The following is a 22,594-nucleotide window of genomic DNA, read 5'->3' as shown; positions in this document are numbered from 1 at the left end:
AGGCAGATCAGCGGTGGCGTGGCGTGATGGTGGCGCGCGTCTTCGGCGCACCGCGGGACGAAAGCTGGCTCAGTCCTTGACCAAGAACACCGTCGACAGGGGCGGCAGGTAGACCTCCGCCTTGGCGGGCAGGCCGTGGCTTTCGCCTTTCTCCGCGGCGACGACCCCCATATTGCCGCGATCTCCGCCGCCATAGATCCCGGCATCGGTGTTGAGCGCCTCGCGCCAGCGGCCGGGCTCGGGCAGGCCCACATGGTAATTCTGCTCGACGGGTGTGAAATTGCACAGCACGACGACTTCCTTGTCATCCGGCCCGCCCTTGCGGCGCCAGACAAGGACGGAGCGATCCGCGTCGTTCTCCTCGATCCACTGGAAGCCTTCGGGGTCGCAATCCTTCACATGCAGCGCGGGGGTTTCGGCATAAAGCTTGTTCAGATCGCGCACCAAGGCCTGAATGCCGCCATGGGCCGGATTGTCGAGCGCGCCCCAATCGAGCTCCGCATCGTGGTTCCATTCGGCGGGTTGCGCGAATTCCTGGCCCATGAAGATCAGTTTCTTGCCGGGATGGCCCCACATGAAGCCGTAATAGGCGCGCAGGTTCGCGAACCGCTCCCAATCGTTGCCCGGCATGCGCGCCAGCATGGAGCCCTTGCCATGCACCACCTCGTCATGGCTGATCGGCAGGATGAAGTTCTCCGAGAAGGCATAGACCAGACCGAAGGTCATCTGGTTGTGGTGATGCTTGCGGTAGATCGGGTCGAGCTTGATGTATTCGAGCGTGTCGTTCATCCAGCCCATGTTCCATTTGAACCCGAAGCCGAGCCCGTCCTCGTAGACGGGTCGCGACACTTTCGGGAAAGACGTGGATTCCTCCGCCACCGTCATGATGCCCTCATGCGCGCCGTAGGTCTGGATGTTCATGTTGCGCAGAACGTCGATCGCCTCGTAATTCTCGCGCCCGCCATCCTTGTTGGGGACCCATTCGCCGTCCTTGCGTGAATAGTCGCGGTAGAGCATCGAGGCCACCGCATCCACGCGCAGCCCGTCCACATGGTATTCGTCGAGCCAGTAAAGCGCGTTGGCGGTCAGGAAGTTTTTAACCTCGCGCCGCCCGTAATTATAGATCAGCGTGTTCCAGTCCTGATGGAAGCCCTCGCGCGGGTCGGCATGTTCGTAAAGCGCGGTGCCGTCGAACTGACCAAGCCCGTGCGGGTCGGTGGGGAAATGCCCCGGCACCCAATCGAGGATCACGCCGACGCCCGCCTTGTGCGCGGCATTCACCAGGTCGCGGAATTCATGCGGGGGGCCGTGGCGCACGGTGGGCGCGAAGAGGCCCACGGGTTGATAGCCCCAAGAGCCGTCGAAGGGATATTCCGAGATCGGCATCAGCTCGATATGCGTGAAGCCCATATCGGTGACATATTCGACGAGCTCTTTCGCGGCCTCCACATAGGAGATGCGGCGATTGTCGGCCTTGCGCTTCCACGATCCCAGATGCACCTCGTAGACCGAGATGGGCGCGTCGCGGCTGTTCAAGGCCGCGCGCTTGGTCATCCATTTGTCGTCCGACCAGCCATATCCCTTGATGTCGCGCACGACGGAGGCGTTCTCGGGCGGATGCTGGGAGCCGAAGCCCACAGGGTCGGCCTTGAGCGGCATCAGATTGCCCTGCGCGCCGATGATCTCGTACTTGTAAACGGTGCCTTCGCCCGCCCCGGGGATGAAGATTTCCCAGACGCCGGTGGCACCCCGACGGCGCATCAGGTGGCGACGCCCGTCCCAGCCGTTGAATTCGCCCACGACCGAGACGCGGCGCGCATTGGGGGCCCAGACCGCGAAATGGGTACCGTGGACGCCCTCATGCGTCATCACATGCGCGCCAAGCGCGTTCCAAAGCTGCGAATGCGTGCCTTCGCCCAGGAGGTATTCGTCGATCTCGCCCAGCACCGGCCCGAAGCGGTAGGTGTCTTCCATGTCCCAGCTTTTGCCCGCCGCATCGGTGCCGCGCAGGCCGTAAGGGTCGCCACCGGGCACCGCGCCGCAGAAGATGCCGGGCAGATCTGAGACCGGATCGAGCGGATGCGTCTTCTTGCCGATCACCGCGTGGATCTGGGCCGCGCCGGGATCGAAGACCGTCACATGACGCGCGCCCTCGACCTCGTGCGGCCCCAGCACGGCGAAGGGATCGTCGCTGGTCGCATCGAGAATGCGCTTCAGGGCGGGGCGGGGAAGGTGTGCATGATCAGCCATGCACACCACCTTAGCACCCGTATCCGAAGCTTCAACGCACCGTCGGAAATGAGACCCGGCTCAGCTTCCCAGATAGGAGCGGGCCGCCCAAATATCCTGCATGTAACCTTGGATCGTCCGGTCCGAGGAGAACCAGCCCGACCGTGCGGTATTGAGCGCGGCCTTGCGCGTCCAGGTCGCGGGATCGGCAAAGGCCGCGTCCGCTTCGCGGCTGGCGCGCCAGTAATCGGTGAAATCCGACGCCACGAGGAAGTAATCCGGCCCGGCAAGGTTGTCGGCGATATGCGCGTAGCGATCCGGCTCATCGGGCGAGAAGACGCCGGAGCGGATCGCATCGAGTGCACGTTCGAGACGCGGATCGGCCGCGATGGCCTGCGCCGCGTGATCCTCGATCTTGCGGCGTTCCATCACCTCGGAGGCGGTCATGCCGAAGAGGAAGAAGTTGTCGGCGCCCACATGCTCGCGGATCTCGACATTGGCCCCATCGAGCGTGCCGATGGTCAGCGCCCCGTTCAGGGCGAACTTCATGTTGCCTGTGCCCGACGCTTCCTTTCCGGCGGTGGAAATCTGCTCGGAGAGGTCCGCGGCGGGGATCAGGCGCTCGGCCAGCGTGACGTTGTAATTGGGCAGGAAAAGCACTTGCAGCAAATCACGGCTGGCCTTGTCCGAATTAAGAACGCCCGCCACGTCGTTGATAAGGCGAATGATATCCTTGGCGAAGACATAGCCGGGCGCGGCCTTGCCGGCGAAGAGCGTCACGCGCGGCGTCCAGTCGCCCTGCGGGTTGTCCTTGATCTCCTGCCAAAGGGCGATGGTCTCGAGGATGTTCAGGTGCTGGCGTTTGTATTCGTGCAGACGCTTGATCTGCACGTCGAACATCGCGTCGGGGTTCACCGATACGCCTTGCGTCTCGGACATCCAGTTCGACAGATCGGCCTTGTTTTCCCGCTTGGCGGTATCGAAGCGGTCGCGCCAGGCGGCATCCTCGATGGCAGGCTCCAGCTCGCGCAGCCGTTCCAGATCATCGACCCAGTTATCGCCGATCGTGTCGGTGATGAGACCCGAGAGGCGCGGATTGCAGGACAGCAGCCAGCGGCGCGGAGTGACGCCGTTGGTCTGGTTGATGATCCGGTCGGGATGCAGGTGGTGCAGCTCCGAAAAGACCGTCTCCTTCATAAGCTCGGTATGGAGCGCGGAGACGCCGTTGACCTTGTGCGCCATGACGAAGGACAGCTGGCCCATCTTGACCTGGTTGTCCGAGCGCATGGATTGCGTGCGCGTCGGGTTCGCCTCGTAATGGGCGTTGTCGATCATGTCGGCGATCTGCAGATGCCGGGGCAGGAGCCGACCGAACAGGCCTTCGCCCCAGCTTTCCAGGGCCTCGGGCAGCAGCGTGTGGTTGGTGTAGGAGAGACAAGCGCGGGCGATCTGCATCGCCTCCTCGAAGGGCAGGCCCCGCTCGTCATGCAGGATGCGCACAAGTTCGGGTCCGGCCACGGCGGGGTGCGTATCGTTGAGCTGGATCGCGACCTTGTCGGGCAGGGTGCGGATGTCGCTGTGTTCCTTGTCGAACCGCGCGAGGATATCGCGCAGCGCCGCGGCCACGAGGAAGAATTCCTGCTTGAGGCGCAGTTCCTTGCCCTGTTCCGTGGTGTCGTCGGGATAGAGCACGCGGGAGATCGTGCGCGCCAGCGCTTCGGGCTCGGCCGCAGCGGCGAAATCGCCGCGGTTGAAAGCAGGCAGATCGAACGGATCGGCGGCCTTTGCCGACCAAAGGCGCAGCGTATTGGCCCAGCGCCCCTTCCAGCCGATGATCGGCGTGTCATAGGCCTCCGCATCGACATATTCGCCGGGATGCCAGACCGATTTGCCCTGCGCGTCTTCGACATGGCCGCCGAACCCGATGTGGAAGCGTGCATCGGGACGTTCGAATTCCCAGGCATGGCGCTGCAGGAGCCAGGTCTCGGGCGACTCGATCTGCCGTCCGCCCTGGAAGCTCTGGCGGAAGAGGCCGTGCTCATAGCGGATACCGTAGCCATAGGCCGGGCAGCCCAGCGTCGACAGGCTTTCGAGGAAGCACGCCGCCAGCCGTCCGAGGCCGCCATTGCCGAGGGCGGCGTCAGGCTCGTCCGCGAGCACCGTGTCGTAATCCTGGCCAAGCTCCGCCAGCGCGTCGCGCGCCTGATCCACGAGGCCGAGATTGACGATGCCGTCTTCCAGAAGCCGCCCGATGAGAAACTCCATCGACAGGTAATAGACCCGCTTTGCGCCTTCGCGCCGGGCCACGCCCGCGGCCTTGAACCAGCTGTCGGCGATATGGTCGCGAATCGCGAAGGACAGCGCCATGCGCCAATCCTCGGTTCCGGCATATTCCGGCTCGCGCCCGAAGCTGTAGCACAGGTGCCGCACGATCGCGTCACGCAGCACATGGGTCGTGGTTTGGGTCGGGGGGGTCGCGATGTTCATTTCGGACACTCCTGTTATCGCAAACACCTCTGAAAGCGCGTTCCCGCACGATTGGCAAGACCCCGGGCAGGCCAAGGGCGCAATCTGTGTCCCGGCCGCGCAGCGCTGCCTATTTTGGTGCCATTATGCGCCGAGGTGGTGCAGCTCCGTGAGATGGCAAGCGCAGCCCGTCAGGGCCGCGTAATCGTCGGTCAGCACATGCACCGGGAATTGCTGCATGAATTCGGAAAACCGGCCCTTGTCGCAGAAGGCATCGGTGAAGGCGGCGCTGGCAATATGCGGCGCGAAATGCTGGGTGACACCGCCACAGAGGTAGACACCACCGAAGGGCAGGGTGATCAGCGCCAAATCGCCGACATAGGCGCCAAGGAGCCGAGTGAAGAGCTGAACCGCCCGGCGCGCCTGTTCGTCCTGGCCTTGCGCCTCCATGATCTCGGCGGCGGACATGGGCGTGCCCGTGCCTTCTTCATCGCAGAGAAAGGCGTGGATCCGTTCAAAGCCGCGGCCGGAAAGGACGTCCTCGAAGCCCGGCATGTCATGCTTGCGCGCAACCCAGTCGCGCAGGCGCAGTTCCTCGGCATTGCGCGCCTTCAGCGAGACATGGCCGGTTTCGGATGGCGGCACCAGCGTCTGGCCGCCCAGCCGGAACACCGGTGCGGCATTGAGCCCGGTGCCCACGCCCACGACGAGTTTCGCGGCTTGCGGACTGGCGGGCTGGCCCGGAAGGATCGGCGTCAGCACATCGGCCGTCAGCGCATCGAGCGCATGGCCCTGCGCCTGCAGATCGTTCAGCACCGCCACGGTCGTGGCACCGCTCGCTTGCGCCACCGAGCGTTTGTCGACCCGCCAGTCGAGATTGGTCAGTTTGCCGATCCCGTCGCGCACCGGGCCTGCCATGGCCACACAGGCCGCGTCGGGCTTGGCCTCCGCCGCGCCGAGATAATCGGCAAGCACGGTCTCCAGGCTGGCATTCTCGGCATTGCGATAGCGTCGGATCGTGTCGCGGTCGACCACCCCGTCGCGCGCCAGCGCCACGCGGGTATTGGTGCCACCGATATCGGCCACGACGGCCAGATGTTCGAAATTGTCGGCCATGGGATCCCTCAAAGCGGCTTGCACCGGGTGGTACGGGCCTTTGTTTGCGCAATCAAGGGAGCAAGGCCCTTAGCTGGCGTCTTCAGCCAGGTGCCCGCCCGGAGGACCGACCGAGGATCAGATCCGCATCCAGCATGATCTGCGGGCGCTGCTGCGCCCGTGCGGCGACCATATCCATCAATTCCTGTGCGCATCTGCGTCCCGCATCCCGGATCGAGGAGCGCGTCGCGGTAAAGAGCGGGGCAGTGCTGCCATTGGGCAGGTAGCTCAGCACGTCGTCATGGGTCACGACCGACACGTCCTTGCCCATGACAAGGCCGCGCCGGAAGATCGCGCGTTCGATGCCGAGCGCGATCACGATGGACGAGCAGAGAAACGCCGTGGGCGCGTTCGGCCGGTCGAGCATCTCGGAGGCGGTGCGCAGCCCGAGGCTTTCGGTCATCCCGCCTACCTCGATCAGCGCGCGATCAATCCCGATGCCCGCGGCGCGCAGGGCGGCTTCGTAGCCGCGGCGGCGGCGATAGGCGAAATCCATCGTCTCCACGGCGTTGATCAGGGCGATCCGCGTATGCCCGAGGGCGATCAGATGCTCCGTGGCGCGGAAGAAGGCGTCTTCATTGTCGATATCGACGAAGGCGTAATCCTCGTCGCGGCCCCAGACCCGGCCATGCACGAGGTAGGGCACGCCGATCTCGTTCAGAAGGCCGATCCTTGCATCATTCACCTGCGGGCCATGCAGGATGATGCCGTCCACGTTTCCGCGGGCGCGGATGTTGCGGTAATGCGCGGCTTCCTCGTCATCTGGCACCAGTGTCAGCACCAACTCGTAACCCGCCGCGACATAGGCTTCGGACGCGCCGGTGATGAAATCGCCGAAAAGCGGGTTGAGAATCTCGTGCTTGGCGGAGACGGGAATCACGTGGCCGATGGACATGGCCCGCCCCGTCGCCAGTCCCTTCGCGCGGGCATTGGGGCTGTAATTGAATTCGCGCGCTGCATCGAGAACGCGGCGGCGGGTCGTCTCACGCACCTCCGGATAGCCGTTCAGCGCGCGGCTGACGGTGGTCTGCGACAGTTTGAGATGTTCCGAGAGTTCTTTGAGGTTCATGCGGCCAAACTGCACCATAGACGGATATCCGGGTCACCATAGCGTCCAAAGCGCTTTGGATTTCTCGCAGACTAGACGCAACTTGGCGGCTCTGGGAAGGGCTTCGGGAAAAAAGGTTCTAGCTGCGGTGCAGCAATTTTGATCATGTTTTGTTGAGACTTGGTTGGGCAGAATCAATTGACACAGCCGGTCGGGTGGGCGAGCGTGCGCTCATTCAAAGCGCTTTGGAAAAGAAACTACTTGCGCTGTGACCACAGAGATTGCTCACATGATCCAAGGGAGGATTATGATTATGAAGACTTCGCTTTACGCAAGCGCGGCCGCGCTGGCCCTGACCGCCGGTGCCGCCCACGCGGCGGGCCATCTGCCCTTCACCCCCGGTGAGGGCGATTTTTCCTGGGACGGCTACAACAGCTTTGCCGATCAATACGATCTGAGCGGCGCCACCGTCGAGATCACCGGCCCCTGGACCGGCAACGAGAAAGAGAAGGTCGACAAGGTCTTCGATTATTTCGAGGAAGCCACCGGCGCGACCGTGAACTATTCGGGCTCGGACAGCTTCGAGCAGGATATCGTCATCTCGACCCGCGCGGGATCGGCCCCGAACCTTGCGGTCTTCCCGCAGCCGGGCCTTGCCGCCGATCTGGCCAGCCAGGGTCTGCTGACGCCGCTGCCCGATGGCACGGCCGAGTGGGTCGCTGACAATTACGCCGCCGGTCAGTCCTGGGTCGATCTGGGCACTTATGCGGGCGAGGACGGCGAAGACGCGCTTTACGGCATGTTCTACCGCGTCGATGTGAAATCGCTCGTCTGGTACAACCCCATCGCCTTCGACGAGATGGGCTACGAGATCCCCGAGACGATGGAAGAGCTGAAGGAGCTCACCGATCAGATCGTGGACGATGGCGGCACGCCCTGGTGCATCGGTCTGGGCTCCGGTGCGGCGACAGGCTGGCCCGCGACCGATTGGGTCGAGGACATGATGCTGCGCACCCAATCGCCCGAGGATTACGACGCCTGGGTCGCCAATGAGCTTGCCTTCGACGATCCGAAGGTGGTCGCCGCGATCGAGGAATTCGGCGCCTTCGCACTGAATGACGATTACGTTCAGGGCGGTGCGGAGAACGTGGCCACCACCGATTTCCGCGACAGCCCGGCAGGCCTCTTCACGATTCCGGCGGAATGCTACATGCACCGCCAGGCCTCGTTCATCCCGGCCTTCTTCCCCGAAGGCACCACGGTCGGCGAAGACGTGGATTTCTTCTACTTCCCCGCCTACGAGGAGAAGGATCTTGGCACGCCGGTTCTGGGTGCAGGCACGCTGTTCGGGATCACCAACCCGTCGGATGCCACCAATGCCATGATCGAGTTCCTCAAGCAGCCCATCGCGCATGAGCTGTGGATGGCGCAGGGCGGCTTCCTGACCGCGCATGCGGGCGTCAACCTCGACACCTATGCGGATGACAGCCTGCGCGCTCAGGGCGAGATTCTGCGCGACGCGACCACGTTCCGCTTCGACGCGTCGGACCTGATGCCGTCGGAGATCGGCGCGGGCGCCTTCTGGTCGGGCATGGTCGATTACGTCACCGGCACGCCCGCTGAAGAGGTGGCGGCCGACATCCAGTCGCGCTGGGACTCGATCCAGTAACGACCTCGAGAACACGTGCCTGTCCCGGTCGGCCGGGGCAGGCGCACATGTCGATGCCGCGATCCGGCGTCGCAACGGGCCGCCCGGCCTGATCCGGGCGCGGCCGCGCCGACAGAGCGTCCCCGAGGGCGCGGATCGGCAACCAAGGGAGGAACCACCATGTCTCCGATCCTGCAGGGTCTGATCACCATCATCGTCGGCGTCGGCGGCTGTGTAGGCTATTTCTTTGCCTCGAACTGGGTTCTGGACAAGGTCATCTTCCCCGCGCGCAACGACGACAATGGCCGCAACATCAACCGCGCCACGATGGTTCGTCCGTGGCTGTTCCTCTTTCCCGCGATGTTCGCGCTGGGGCTCTACCTCGTCTACCCGGTTGTGGGCTCGTTCTGGCGGTCGCTCTACAACCGCTCCGGCGAGGAGTTCATCGGCCTTGGCAATTACGTCACCATGTTCGGCGAAGAGGGCTTCCGCACGGCGGTCTTCAACAACATCCTCTGGGCGATCTTCGTGCCGGCCGCCGCAACCTTCCTCGGCCTTCTGGTGGCGCAGCTCACCGACAAGCTGAAATGGGGAAATATCGCCAAGTCGCTGATCTTCATGCCGATGGCGATCTCCTTCGTGGGCGCGTCGTTGATCTGGAAATTTGTCTACGCCAACGATCCCGATATCGGGATCATCAACGCGGTGCGCGACTTCTTCGGTGCGGATGCCATCGACCCGCTGCAGATCCCGTTCTGGAACAACTTCTTCCTGATGGTCATCCTGGTCTGGATTCAGACCGGTTTCGCCATGGTGATCCTGTCGGCGGCGCTCCGCGGCATCCCCGAAGAGACCATCGAAGCGGCGATCATCGACGGCGCCAACCCGTTCCAGATTTTCTTCAAGATCAAGGTGCCGCAGATCATGGGCACCATCGTCGTCGTCTGGACCACGATCACGATCCTCGTCCTGAAGGTCTTCGATATCGTCTACGCCATGACGGGCGGCAATTTCGATACCGAGATCCTGCCAAGCTACATGATGGATTACATGTTCCGCGATGACGGCCGCGCGACCGCCGTGGCCTTCGTCATCATGATCATCGTCCTGCCGGTGATGATCTGGAACATCCGCCAAGCACGCAAAGAAATGAGCTGAGGGAGGGCGAGATCATGGAGAATATGGCCGGTCAGAAGACCTCACTCTCGATTGTCACCAACATCTCGGTGGTGGCCCTCGTGCTCATCTGGCTGATCCCGACGATCGGGCTTCTGGTTTCGAGCTTTCGGGACCGCGAGCAGATCTCGGAGACCGGGTGGTGGGCGTCGATGTTCCCCGTCGAGGTGGCCTATCGCGTCTCGCCCGAACCCGAGGGCGTGACGCAGGACGGCGATCTCTACATGTTCTCTGGCAACCTTTTCTCGGCTTCGGACGAGGTGTCGGGATCGGGCGATGTGTCGGGCTTCGGCATCACCGGGCGCGCGCCGGGGGCGGGCACGCCCGGGCAGACCTATGGTCGGCTGAAGCTGATCGTGACGGAGCCCGATGGCGGCACCGACGAGGAAAATTTCGAGACGGCATGGCCCGCCGATGGCCAGCCCGAGCTGCCCGAGACCGACGAGGAGGGCCGCCCGGTTCAGGATTTCTACATCGACCGCGCCGTCACGGTGGCGGCCAATGGCGATTTCACCTGGATGCAGGACGGCGAGATCGGCCGCGCGCCGACGGTCTATATCGTCGCCGCCGCGCCGCCCGATTTCGGGCTCGACAATTACGAGCAGATCCTGACCTCGGACAACATGGACCGCGCCTTCATCAATACGCTGACGGTGACGATCCCGGCGACGATCATCCCCATTCTGATCGCGGCCTTCGCAGCCTATGCGCTGGCCTGGATGGATTTCCGGGGCAGGGGCTTTCTGATCGCGATGGTCGTGGGCCTGCTGGTCGTGCCCTTGCAACTTGCGCTGGTCCCGCTTTTGCAGCTGCACAACAAGATCGGCATCGGGCAGAGCTTCCTCGGAATTTGGCTCGCGCATACGGGCTTCGGCCTGCCGCTCGCCATCTACCTTTTGCGTAATTACATGGTGGGCTTGCCGCGCGACATCATCGAAAGCGCCAAGGTCGACGGGGCCACGGATTTCCAGGTCTTCACCAAGATCGTGCTGCCCCTGTCCTTTCCGGCGCTGGCGTCCTTCGCGATCTTCCAGTTCCTCTGGACCTGGAATGACCTGCTGGTGGCGAAGGTCTTCCTGCCGTCCAATTCGGAATCCTGGGTGATGACCGTCAAGATCGCCGACGACCTCTTGGGTTCGCGCGGCGGCGACTGGGGCATTCTGGCCGCGGCCGCCTTCATCTCCATCGCGGTGCCGCTCATCGTCTTCTTCGCAATGCAGAAATACCTGGTGCGCGGCCTGCTGGCCGGCTCGGTGAAATAAGAGGTTCCATGAACACAACGGCGGATTTCTCGAACGCGTCGAAAGCCGACACTGATTGGTGGCGCGGTGCGGTGATCTATCAGGTCTACCCGCGCAGCTTTCAGGACAGCAATGGCGACGGCATCGGCGATCTTCTGGGCATCGCGCAGCGCATGCCGCATATCGCCTCGCTGGGGGTCGATGCGGTCTGGATTTCGCCGTTCTTCACCTCGCCCATGCGGGATTTCGGCTATGACGTGTCGGATTATTGCGATGTCGATCCGATGTTCGGCACGCTGGCGGATTTCGACACGCTGATCGCGCAGGCACACCGGCTGGGCGTGAAGGTGCTGATCGATCTGGTGCTCTCGCATACCTCGATGGATCATCCGTGGTTCGTGGAAAGCCGGTCGTCCAAGGACAATCCGAAGGCCAATTGGTATGTCTGGGCGGACGCCAAACCGGACGGCACGCCGCCCAACAACTGGCTCTCGATCTTCGGTGGCTCGGCCTGGCAATGGGATCCGACCCGCTGCCAGTATTACCTGCACAACTTCCTGACCGAGCAGCCGGATCTGAACTTCCACGAGCCGGAAGTGCAAAGCGCGCTGATGGATGTGGCGACCTTCTGGCTGGATCGCGGCGTCGATGGCTTCCGCCTCGATACGATCAATTTCTACGTCCACGACAAGCAGCTCAGGGACAACCCGCCGCTGCCCGAGGCGGAGCGCAACCCGATCACAGCACCCGCCGTGAACCCATATACCTGGCAGAACCACCTCTACGACAAGACGCAGCCCGAGAACCTGGAGTTTCTGCGCAAGCTGCGGGCGTTGATGAACAAGTACAACGCCGCCGCCGTGGGCGAGGTGGGTGACGATCAGCGCGGGCTCGAGATTCTCGGCGAATATACCGGGGGCAGCGACCTCATCCACATGAGCTACGCCTTCGAGCTTCTGTCCGACAAGATGCCGACCGCGCCTTATATCGCGGAGGTCTTCGAGAAGGTCGAAGCGGTGGCTGCGAATGGCTGGGCCTGCTGGGCGTTTTCCAACCACGACGTGCCGCGCCATGCCTCGCGCTGGAAACTGACCGAGGCCGGGGAACGCTGCTTTGCCACGCTGATGCAGTGCCTGCGCGGATCGACTTGCCTCTATCAGGGCGAGGAGCTGGGCCTGCCCGAGGCGGATGTCGCTTTCGAAGACCTGCAAGACCCCTATGGCAAGCGCTTCTGGCCCGCCTTCAAGGGGCGCGATGGCTGCCGCACGCCCATGGTCTGGGAGCCGTCGAACCAGAATGGCGGCTTCTCGTCCGGACGGCCGTGGCTGCCGGTCAGCCACGATCACCTCAACCGCGCGGTGGCGGTGCAGGAACAGGACCCCTCGGCGATCCTGCATCACTACCGCCGGGTCATTGCGTTCCGCCACGCCCATGATGCGCTCCGCAAGGGCACGCAAAGCCGGGTCGAGGCGGATGGCAGCATCATCAAATTTCAACGATCCGGTGCGGAGGAGACCATCTTCTGCGCCTTCAATCTCAGCAACACGCCCAGCGTGACCGACATGCCCGAGGGTGAGTGGCTGCAGATCGGGATCGAGCTCGGGAGCGCCGGTGCGGCCCCTGACGGGCGTCTGCATCTGGGACCGTGGCAGCCCGCGCTGATGATGCGCGCGGATGCAAAGGAATAAGGGAGGGACGACATGGCGGATCTGAAACTGACCAATGTCGAGAAGACATATGGCGGCGCGGTGCAGGTGCTGCGCGACATCGATCTCGATATCAAGAAGGGCGAATTGATCGTCTTCGTCGGCCCCTCGGGCTGCGGCAAGTCCACGCTGCTGCGCATGATCGCGGGGCTTGAGAAGATCACCGGCGGCACGCTTGAGATCGACGGGCAACGCGTGAACGATGTGCCGCCCGCACAGCGCGGCATCGCCATGGTCTTCCAGTCCTACGCGCTTTATCCGCACATGACCGTGCGCGACAACATGACCTTCGCGTTGAAGATCGCCAAGAAAAGCCAGTCCGAGATCGACGCGGCGGTCAACAAGGCGGCCAAGATCCTGCAGCTCGAACCCTATCTCGACCGCCTTCCCAAAGCGCTTTCGGGGGGTCAGCGGCAGCGTGTGGCGATCGGGCGATCGATCGTGCGCGATCCCAAGGTCTATCTCTTCGATGAGCCGCTCTCGAACCTCGATGCGGCGCTGCGCGTGGCGACCCGGATCGAGATCGCGCAGCTCAAGGAGTCCATGCCTGACTCGACGATGATCTACGTCACCCACGACCAGGTCGAAGCCATGACGCTGGCCACCCGGATCGTCGTGCTGGCCAACAAGGGCATCGCGCAGGTGGGCACGCCGCTGGAATTGTACGAACGCCCGAACGGTGAGTTCGTCGCGCAATTCATCGGCTCTCCGTCGATGAACCTGCTGCCGGGCGAGGTGATCGAGACGGGGGCGACTACGGTCGTCAAGATGGCGGGCGGCGGGATCGCGCGGTCGTCGGTGCCGACCGAGGCGTCCGACAAGGGCCTGAAGGTGAATGTCGGGGTCCGGCCCGAAGATTTCCTCGAGGTCGATGACGGCGCGGAGTACATCTACGAAGGCAAGGTCAACATCACCGAAGCGCTTGGAGAGGTCACGCTTCTCTATTTCGAGGCGGACAGCAGCGATCCGGTCATCGGCAAGCTGCCGGGCATCCACGCGGATCTGCGCGGCAAGACCGTGAAGCTGGGGGCTGCGCCCGAAAAGGTGCACCTGTTCAGCGACGGGGTGTCGTTGCTCTACCGATAAGGGCCCGCGAGATCCGCCGAAGTCGTGGCGTGATCGGTCCCTCAGGCGCGATCGCGCGCCCCGATGACTGACGTAAAGGCAGCCCCGGCGCGATATTGCGGCCGTCTTCCGCATGTTCTGCCTCTGTTCTGATTTTGCCATTGGCGAAACCGCCATGGCCCCCTATGTGTGAGCCAAGTGTGAACGGGGGTTTCATGGCCGAGCTCAAACACATCGAAGTGCGCGGCGCGCGCGAGCACAATCTCAAGGGGATCGATGTCGATATCCCGCGCGATCAGCTCGTCGTCATCACGGGGCTGTCCGGGTCGGGCAAGTCGTCGCTGGCATTCGATACGATCTATGCTGAAGGGCAGCGCCGCTACGTCGAAAGCCTGTCGGCTTACGCGCGGCAATTCCTTGATATGATGGAAAAACCCGATGTGGATCACATCTCGGGGCTGTCTCCGGCGATCTCCATCGAGCAGAAGACGACGTCGAAGAATCCGCGCTCGACCGTGGGCACCGTGACGGAGATTTACGACTACCTGCGCCTTCTGTTTGCCCGCGCGGGCACACCCTACAGCCCCGCCACCGGTCTGCCCATCGAGGCGCAGCAGGTTCAGGACATGGTCGACCGCGTGATGGAGATGGAGGAGGGCACACGCGGCTATCTTCTGGCGCCGATCGTGCGCGACCGCAAAGGCGAATACCGCAAGGAATTCCTGGAACTGCGCAAGCAGGGCTTCCAGCGCGTGAAGGTCGACGGCACCTTCTACGAGCTCGATGAGCCGCCGACGCTCGACAAGAAATTCCGGCACGATATCGACGTCGTCGTAGACCGGATCGTCGTGCGCGAGGGGCTGGAGACCCGGCTTGCGGACAGTTTCCGCACGGCGCTCGATCTCGCCAATGGCATCGCGGTGCTGGAGACCGCGCCGCGCGAGGAAGAGGCTGAGCCGGAGCGGATCACCTTTTCCGAGAATTTCGCCTGTCCCGTCTCGGGTTTCACCATCCCGGAAATCGAGCCGCGGCTCTTTTCGTTCAACGCGCCCTTCGGGGCCTGCCCAGATTGCGACGGTCTGGGGGTGGAGCTGTTCTTCGACGAACGCCTGATGGTGCCGGACCAGAACCTGACCTTGTATGACGGGGCCATCGCGCCCTGGCGCAAGGGCAAGTCCCCGTACTTTCTGCAGACGATTCAAGCGATTGCGAAGCATTATGAATTCGATGCTTCAACCAAGTGGAAGGACCTTCCGGCCCATGTGAAGCAGGTCTTCCTGTTCGGCTCGGGCGAGGAGGAAATTCCGTTCCGTTACGACGAAGGCGGACGCGTCTACAACGTCACCCGCACCTTCGAGGGCGTCATTCCGAACATGGAACGGCGCTACCGCGAGACAGATTCAAGCTGGATCCGTGAGGAATTCGAGCGTTACCAGAACAACCGCTCCTGCGGGACCTGCGGCGGCTACCGCCTGCGCGAGGAAGCGCTGGCAGTGAAAATCGGCGGTCAGCATATCGGCGAAGTCGTCGAGAAGAGCATCAAGGATGCGTTCCAATGGATTGAAAACGCTCCGGAAAGTCTGTCCAAACAGAAGACGGAGATCGCCCGCGCCATCCTAAAGGAAATCCGCGAGCGGCTGGGCTTTCTGAACAATGTGGGTCTGGAATACCTGACGCTCAGCCGGGCGGCGGGCACGCTTTCGGGCGGGGAAAGCCAGCGTATTCGTCTGGCGAGCCAGATCGGCTCGGGGCTGACCGGGGTGCTTTACGTTCTCGACGAGCCGTCCATCGGTCTGCATCAGCGCGACAATGACCGGCTGCTCGGGACGCTGAAAAACCTGCGCGATCAGGGCAATACCGTGATCGTGGTCGAACACGACGAGGATGCGATCCGCGAGGCGGATTACGTCTTCGATATCGGTCCGGGGGCCGGTGTGCATGGCGGTGAGGTGGTCAGCCACGGCACGCCCAGCCAGATCGCGGCCGATGAAGGCTCGGTCACTGGGCAATATCTTGCAGGGACGCGCGAGATCCCGGTGCCCACGACCCGGCGCAAGGGGAACAAGAAAAAACTGAGCGTTGTCAAAGCCTCAGGCAACAATCTTAAAAACGTGACGGCGGATTTCCCGCTTGGTAAATTCGTCTGCGTGACCGGTGTTTCGGGCGGCGGCAAGTCGACGCTGACCATCGAGACGCTGTTCAAATCCGCCTCGATGCAGCTCAACGGTGCGCGGCAGACACCGGCACCCTGCGAGACGATCAAGGGCCTGCACCACCTCGACAAGGTCATCGACATCGATCAGCGCCCCATCGGGCGGACGCCGCGCTCGAACCCGGCCACCTATACCGGGGCCTTTACCCCGATCCGCGACTGGTTCGCGGGGCTGCCAGAAGCCAAGGCGCGCGGTTACAAGCCGGGGCGCTTCAGCTTCAACGTGAAGGGCGGCCGCTGCGAGGCCTGTCAGGGCGATGGCGTCATCAAGATCGAGATGCACTTCCTGCCGGATGTCTACGTCACCTGCGAAACCTGCAACGGTGCGCGCTACAACCGCGAGACGTTGGAGATCAAGTTCAAGGGCAAGAGCATCGCCGATGTCCTTGATATGACAGTGGAAGATGCGCAGGAGTTCTTCGCCGCCGTGCCGTCCATCCGCGAAAAGATGGATGCGTTGGTGAAGGTTGGCCTCGGCTATATCAAGGTCGGTCAGCAGGCGACGACCCTGTCGGGCGGCGAGGCGCAGCGCGTTAAGCTCTCGAAGGAACTGGCGAAACGCTCCACCGGGCGGACGCTCTATATCCTCGATGAGCCCACGACCGGCCTGCATTTCGAGGATGTGAAGAAGCTACTCGAGGTGCTGCACTCGCTGGTCGATGCGGGCAACACGGTCATCGTGATCGAGCACAATCTCGATGTCATCAAGACTGCCGATCATATCATCGATATCGGCCCGGAAGGCGGCGATGGCGGTGGTCTGATCGTGGCGACCGGCACGCCGGAAGCCGTGGCAGAGGTGGCCGAAAGCCATACCGGCCATTACCTCAAGGACATGCTGAAGCCGCGCAAACTGGCGGCGGAATAGCGTTTTGGGGGGCGCGTCCGGCGCGCCCCTGAAGCGAAAGAACGCCCGCAGCAGTGTATCGCCGTCCGGTCGGCGGTCAGTTCATGTCGGCGATCAGCCGCCCGTGGCGCCGCGCTTCGGCGAGGTAATCGCCGAACGTCTCGATCCCGCGCCCTGCAAGCATGGGCAGCATCCGGCAGAGCGCGTCTGCCGTGGCCCGCGCATCTCCCAAGGCGGTGTGGCGCAGCTCGGGGGCGATGGTGATGCCCAGACGGTCGCAGAGCGCATCAAGCGTGTGCTTTTCGGTCGTGCCGAACAAAATGGCGGAGACCAGCACTGTGTCGATGACGGGATGTGACCAGTCGAGGCCCGTCTCGGTCCGGCGCGCTTTCAGAAACGCGAGATCGAAGGGCGCGTTATGCGCGACAAGCACGGTCTCGCGGGCAAAGTCGTGAAAGCGCGGCGCGGCGTCGGTGATGGTCGGCTTGCCGCGCACCATGCTGTCGGTGATGTGATGCACGCGGCTCGATGCGGGCGGAATGGGACGTCCGGGATCGACGAGGAGATCGAAGCGCTCGCCCTCCACGATCTGCCCGCGCATCACACGCAGCGCGCCGATCTGGAGCACCGCATCGCGATGGGGCAGGAGGCCCGTCGTCTCCAGATCGAAGACGCAATAGGTCAGATCCGCGAGGGGCTGATCTTCGATCGCGCCTGCGGGACGATCCGTCAGCAGCGCGAAATCGTAGATGAGCGGGCGGTTGGCGTCGGGCGCAATGATGGCATCCGCCGCATCGATCAGGATCAGGTAACCGCCCTGATCCATGGGTTTGATCCGCGCGCTGAAGCTGAGCGCGCCGCGGATGCCGTCCAGTTTCGTCTCGATCCCGAGGCCGGTCTTGCCCAGTTTGCGCTGCGCTCGCGCAAGGCACTCTTCGGTGAAATAATCCGAAAGCGGCGCGTTCAGGCGCGGCGTGCCGATCTGGGCCAAGACCTCGGCAGCCTGACCGTCATAGAGCGCGATCGTGTGGCTGTCGCTGGCCAGGATGGTGGCCACGGGAATTTCGGTCAGGATATCGGTGAGCCGCTGGCGTTCTGTGGTCAGGGCGCGGGTCTCATGCGCGATGACCTCGGCCGTGCGGCGCCGGGCATCCGTCAAGGCGCGGGTCACGGTTTCGGCGGCATCGCCCAGATCGCCGAGATGCCCCGCAAGGCGCGGATCGAGGGCGGGCGCGTCGGAATTGTGGGCATGCACGCGCAGAGCCGCGGCCAGCCGGTCCACCGGTTGTGCCACCGCCTGATCCAGCACGAACCAGGCCGCGGTCAGGATCGCCAGCAGCAGAAACCCCATGGCGGCGAAGGCGGCAATGCTGCCTTCGCTCAGCGCAATGCGCAGAGCGAGCGCTGCGGCGGCCAGCGACGTGGCCAGCACCACCGCGAAGAGCAGGAGGATGCGACCGCGCAACGTGCCCATGGCTCAGACCCGCGCGCAGATCGATGAGACGATGGGATCGCTCGCGCCGACCTCGCGCCAGACCGGCGCGCTGCCATCGCCGAAGGTGGGATCGGCGCGCAGGCCCGCCGCGCAATCGACCATGATTTCAACCGATTGCACCGCGCGCCAGCGTCCGAAGAAATAGAGATCGGCCAGGAAGACGGAGGCCTGTTCGGTGTTCTGTTGCAGGTTGTCGATATCGACCGCGACGAAGCGCTGCGTCATCGGCACGAGGTAGGTCCAGGGGCGATACCAGCTTGGCCGGTCGATCCGGTCCGCAACCACGAGGCCCTCGGGCAGGGCCTCCGACGTGCGGCCGTACCAGCCATATTCCGAGGAAATCGCCGCGGCCAGCATCGCGCAGCCCGCCGCCACCGGCACCAGCCAGCGCGGCAATCGCCCGCGGGCGAGCTTTGTCAGCAGCAGCATGCCGCCCGCACCGGCAAGGCCCGCGACAATGACCGCGATCAGTTCCAGAAACATGGCTTTCCTCCCATCCCGTTCCCCCCGATGCTTTTTATGACAACATCCCGCGCCCGTGGCCAAGCGCCGATTGCAATCCCTTCACCACGACGAAGGCATCGCGCAGATGCGCACGGTCGAAATCGGACAGCTTCGAGGGCGGCAGGAAATTGTCGGGCGCCTTGCCTTCACGGATCAGGCGGCATTGGTGTTCGAGCCGGGTTTCCGCGATCAGGTCATAGGCATCGAGCAGATCCTGCCCGCCGCTCTTGCTCAGAAATTTCGCCTCCCGCGCGGCCACGATCCGGGCGCGTGTGTTCACGGGCCGCAGCTCTCCGCGCAGGGCATAGACGCGGGCCAGATCCGTGACCGGCACCACGCCCGAATGCTTGAGGTCGAGCCGGTCCTTGTTCTCGCCCTTTCGGATCGTGGCAAAGCCGCGGATGAGGCCCAGCGGCGGCTGATGCTTCAGCGCGTTCGAAATCATGTGCGATACGAAGATCGAGTTCTTCGCGGCCTGGGCCAGCGTCTCTTCCTGCAGCCCGTCGAAAAGTGCCGTGTCTCCGCCGATGGGGCGCAAATCGAACATCACCGAGGCCAGCATCTGCGCCTCGGGCACCGGCTTGTCGATCCAGCCCTTGAAGTAACGCCGCCAGGTTGCCAGCGGCTGCCGCCAGCGGGGATTGGTCGCCATCATGTCGCCCGGGCAATAGACGTAACCGCAGGTATTGAGCCCGTCCGAGACATAGCGCGCGAGCGCCTCGAAATAGGAATCGTGTTCGGGCCGCATCTCGTCGGAGAGGATCAGGCAATTGTCCTGATCGCTGACGCCCGTCTGCTCCTGCCGTCCCTGCGATCCGCAGGCGAGCCAGAGATAGGGCACGGGCGGCGGGCCGAGATCGCGTTCGGCGAGGCGCAGAAGGCGGCGCGTCACGGCATCGGCGATATCGGTAATGAGCCGCGTCGTGACCTCGTGGGGGTGATGCCCGGCCACGAGCTGGCTCAGAAGGCGGGGGATGCGCGCGGTGGTCTCGGCCATGTCCGCCGCACTTTTCGCATGGGCAATGCCCGCGACCAGCTCGGCCGAGGACATCGCCTGAAAGCGCGTGAGATCTGTCTGAGTGACGATGCCCACAAGGCCCTGCGCGGAGACGATGGGCACATGGCCGATCCGCTGCTCGAGCATCATGTGCAGCACGTCCGATCCGAGCGCTTCGGGCGGCAGGGTGCGGGGATCCGCGGTCATGATCGCGGAGACGGGGGTATCGGGCGCGGCGGATTCCGCCACGATCCGTGCGGAGAGATCGCGGATCGTCACGATGCCCACCAACCGGTCCGCATCGACCACGCACAGACAGGAGACGCGCGCGTCCCGCATGCGCCGCGCGGCCTCCGTCGCGGTGGTCTTTGGGGGCACGGTCAGGGGATCGCGCGCCATGAACTGCGCAACCTGGCTCGTGGCCAGATCCGACAAGGGCGCGCGGGTCGGTCGGGCGGCTGCGGAGCGGTCGAAAAAACGGGCAAGTGCGGGATGATCATCGCAGGCGAGGCGGAAGGAGGCGGCAGGCAGGACCAGAAGCTCCGTCGCGGAGCGCGCGTAAGCCGAGGTCGCCGCGCGTCCGTCGCGCTCAAGGCCCCGTTCGCCGAAGGTGTTGCGTGGACCGAGAAGCGAGACCGTCTCGCCATGTTCGTCGCGCACCTCGATATCGCCGGCGCGCACGATGTAGAGCCCGTCGAGCCGATCGCCGAAGCTGTAGACCTGATCGCCTGCCGCGTATTGGGCAACCCGCATGGTCGCGGCCAATTCGGCCCGATCCTCGGGTGTGAGGTCCGAATAGGGCTGCAGCCGGTCCAGGAAATCCACGATGGGTTCGGTCATGGGCGTTCAGTCATCGGAGGGGCATCCTCATTGTCGCCCGTGCGAGGCTAGTGGGCATGGTGGGCGGGCAAAAGCCTGCGGCTCAAAAAAACCGCGCAGAAAAATTGGGTCCAAAAATTTGGGTACAAAAAAGCCCGGGCCATCGCTGGCCCGGGCTCGTATGTGTCAGAGCGCGCGATCAGTGATCCTGCGCCGTGCCCGCACCGCGCGGGACGCGGACGCTTTCCACCAGCTCGCGGATCTCTTCCGGAACGGGCTTGGTCATCGACGAGACCACGTAGGCCACGATGAAGTTCACCATCGCACCCACAGCGCCGAACGAGGTCGACTTGATCGTGCCGAGCAGGGGATCTGCATCGGTGAAGCTGTTGGTGTCGGGGATGAAGAACCAGCCCTTGTGCAGGAAGATGTAGATGAGCGTCACGATGAGACCGGCGAGCATGCCCGCCACCGCACCGCGGTTGTTAATCTTCGTGGAGAAGATGCCCATCATCAGCGCCGGGAAGATCGAGGCTGCCGCAAGGCCGAAGGCCAGCGCCACGGTCTGCGCCGCAAAGCCCGGCGGGTTCAGACCCAGATAGGTGGCGACCACGATCGACACTGCCATCGCGATCCGGGCGCTCAGAAGCTCGCCCTTCTCCGAGATGTTCGGAGCGAAGCGACCCTTCACGAGGTCATGAGAGACCGCCGAGGAGATCGCGAGCAGAAGGCCCGCCGCCGTCGACAGGGCCGCCGCTAGGCCGCCTGCTGCCACGAGGCCGATCACCCAGCCGGGCAGATTGGCAATCTCGGGGTTCGCAAGCACGAGGATGTCGCGGTTGAAGTTGGTCAGCTCGTTGCCTTCCCATCCCTCGGCCGCTGCGCGCTCCTGCATGGCTGCATCGCCGTCATTGTAGAACTGGATGCGTCCGTCGCCGTTCTTGTCTTCCCAGCCCAGAAGGCCGGTCTGCTGCCAGGTGGCCATCCAGTCATAGGCGGGATCTTCCGCAATCTGCTCGACCGCGACCGCCTGACCGTCCGTGCCCTCGGGCCAGAACAGCTCGGTGATGTTGAGGCGTGCCATCGCACCGACCGCAGGCGCGGTGAGGTAGAGAAGCGCGATGAAGACCAGCGCCCAACCGGCCGACCAACGGGCGTCGGCCACGCGCGGCACGGTAAAGAAGCGCATGATGACGTGCGGCAGACCCGCCGTGCCGATCATCAGCGACAGCGTGAAGAGCAGCATGTTGAACGTATCGCCGTTATGCGCCGTGTACTCGGAGAAGCCGAGTTCGGTCACGATCTGGTCGAGACGCTCCAGGAGCGGCAGGCCCGAGGCCTGGTGCTCGCCGAAGAGACCCAGCGCCGGGATCGGGTTGCCGGTGAGCTGCAGCGAGATGAAGATGGCCGGGATCGTGTAGGCCATGATCAGCACGCAATACTGCGCGACCTGCGTGTAGGTCACACCCTTCATGCCGCCGAACACCGCGTAAGCGAAGACGACGACGGCGCCGATCAGAAGGCCGGTGGTGTTGCTCACCTCGAGGAAGCGACCGAAGGCCACGCCCACACCGGTCATCTGGCCGATCACGTAGGTCACCGAGGCGACGATCAGGCAGATCACCGCGACAAGACGCGCGGTCGGGCTGTAGAAGCGGTCGCCGATGAATTCCGACACCGTGTATTTGCCGAACTTGCGCAGGTAAGGCGCGAGCAGCAGGGCAAGCAGCACGTAACCGCCGGTCCAACCCATCAGGTAGGTCGAGTTGTCGTAGCCCGTGAAGGCGATGAGGCCCGCCATCGAGATGAAGGAAGCTGCAGACATCCAGTCCGCCGCCGTGGCCATGCCGTTGGTGACGGGATGCACGCCGCGACCGGCGGCGTAGAAGTCCGAGGTCGAGCCCGCGCGCGCCCAGATGGCGATGCCGATATAGAGCGCGAAGCTGAGGCCCACGAAGATGATATTGATCGTTGTCTGATCCATGA

14 protein-coding genes are annotated in these 22,594 nt (G+C 63.7%); 6 read left to right on the top strand and 8 right to left on the bottom strand.

All coding sequences use genetic code 11. From position 1 onward, the window contains the following. Positions 1-69: 69 nt before the first annotated feature. The 4 genes from glgB to FIV09_RS09620 all read right to left on the bottom strand — a co-directional run bounded on the left by glgB (position 70) and on the right by FIV09_RS09620 (position 6,919). Entirely contained in the window at positions 70-2,250 is a 2,181-nt protein-coding gene (gene glgB / locus FIV09_RS09635) for a 1,4-alpha-glucan branching protein GlgB (protein ID WP_152449741.1), read from the bottom strand. A gap of 60 nt (positions 2,251-2,310) precedes the next feature. After that, complete coding sequence (locus tag FIV09_RS09630; RefSeq protein ID WP_152449740.1) at positions 2,311-4,716, bottom strand: glycogen/starch/alpha-glucan phosphorylase; 2,406 nt, start codon at positions 4,714-4,716, stop codon at positions 2,311-2,313. A 123-nt stretch (positions 4,717-4,839) separates the two neighbouring features. Further along, positions 4,840-5,811, bottom strand: a complete 972-nt coding sequence (locus FIV09_RS09625) for a glucokinase (RefSeq protein WP_152449739.1) — start codon at positions 5,809-5,811, stop codon at positions 4,840-4,842. Positions 5,812-5,893: 82 nt separating this feature from the next. Then, positions 5,894-6,919: a LacI family DNA-binding transcriptional regulator gene (locus FIV09_RS09620; protein ID WP_152449738.1), complete on the bottom strand. Its 1,026-nt coding sequence runs from the start codon at positions 6,917-6,919 to the stop codon at positions 5,894-5,896. A gap of 292 nt (positions 6,920-7,211) precedes the next feature. Here FIV09_RS09620 and FIV09_RS09615 point away from each other — a divergent pair, with 292 nt between their 5' ends. The 6 genes from FIV09_RS09615 (at position 7,212) to uvrA (ending at position 16,814) form a co-directional block, all read left to right on the top strand. Further along, positions 7,212-8,567 carry an ABC transporter substrate-binding protein gene (locus FIV09_RS09615; RefSeq protein WP_152449737.1) on the top strand — a complete coding sequence of 452 codons (1,356 nt, stop codon included), beginning with the start codon at positions 7,212-7,214 and terminating at the stop codon, positions 8,565-8,567. Positions 8,568-8,726: 159 nt separating this feature from the next. After that, a complete protein-coding gene (locus tag FIV09_RS09610; protein ID WP_152449736.1) occupies positions 8,727-9,704 on the top strand; it encodes a carbohydrate ABC transporter permease in 978 nt (325 codons plus the stop codon). 14 nt (positions 9,705-9,718) lie between these two features. After that, positions 9,719-10,984 carry a carbohydrate ABC transporter permease gene (locus FIV09_RS09605; protein WP_152449735.1) on the top strand — a complete coding sequence of 422 codons (1,266 nt, stop codon included), beginning with the start codon at positions 9,719-9,721 and terminating at the stop codon, positions 10,982-10,984. A gap of 8 nt (positions 10,985-10,992) precedes the next feature. Beyond that, positions 10,993-12,651 carry an alpha-amylase family glycosyl hydrolase gene (locus FIV09_RS09600; RefSeq protein WP_152449734.1) on the top strand — a complete coding sequence of 553 codons (1,659 nt, stop codon included), beginning with the start codon at positions 10,993-10,995 and terminating at the stop codon, positions 12,649-12,651. 12 nt (positions 12,652-12,663) lie between these two features. Then, entirely contained in the window at positions 12,664-13,755 is a 1,092-nt protein-coding gene (locus tag FIV09_RS09595) for an ABC transporter ATP-binding protein (RefSeq protein ID WP_152449733.1), read from the top strand. Positions 13,756-13,949: 194 nt separating this feature from the next. Next, entirely contained in the window at positions 13,950-16,814 is a 2,865-nt protein-coding gene (gene uvrA / locus FIV09_RS09590) for an excinuclease ABC subunit UvrA (protein WP_152449732.1), read from the top strand. Between the two features lie 76 nt (positions 16,815-16,890). Here uvrA and FIV09_RS09585 read toward each other — a convergent pair whose 3' ends face one another. The 4 genes from FIV09_RS09585 to FIV09_RS09570 all read right to left on the bottom strand — a co-directional run bounded on the left by FIV09_RS09585 (position 16,891) and on the right by FIV09_RS09570 (position 22,592). Then, positions 16,891-18,267 carry an exonuclease domain-containing protein gene (locus tag FIV09_RS09585; protein WP_152449731.1) on the bottom strand — a complete coding sequence of 459 codons (1,377 nt, stop codon included), beginning with the start codon at positions 18,265-18,267 and terminating at the stop codon, positions 16,891-16,893. 3 nt (positions 18,268-18,270) lie between these two features. Then, entirely contained in the window at positions 18,271-18,771 is a 501-nt protein-coding gene (locus FIV09_RS09580) for a hypothetical protein (RefSeq protein ID WP_152449730.1), read from the bottom strand. Between the two features lie 34 nt (positions 18,772-18,805). Further along, a complete protein-coding gene (locus FIV09_RS09575; RefSeq protein WP_152449729.1) occupies positions 18,806-20,629 on the bottom strand; it encodes a DUF294 nucleotidyltransferase-like domain-containing protein in 1,824 nt (607 codons plus the stop codon). A gap of 178 nt (positions 20,630-20,807) precedes the next feature. Next, positions 20,808-22,592, bottom strand: a complete 1,785-nt coding sequence (locus tag FIV09_RS09570) for a sodium:solute symporter family protein (protein ID WP_152449728.1) — start codon at positions 22,590-22,592, stop codon at positions 20,808-20,810. Positions 22,593-22,594 lie beyond the last annotated feature (2 nt).

Source organism: Roseivivax sp. THAF197b, from assembly GCF_009363255.1.
Lineage (GTDB): Bacteria > Pseudomonadota > Alphaproteobacteria > Rhodobacterales > Rhodobacteraceae > Roseivivax.
The sequence above is the reverse complement of the archived record's forward strand: the minus strand, read 5'-3'. Positions and strand labels throughout refer to the sequence as shown.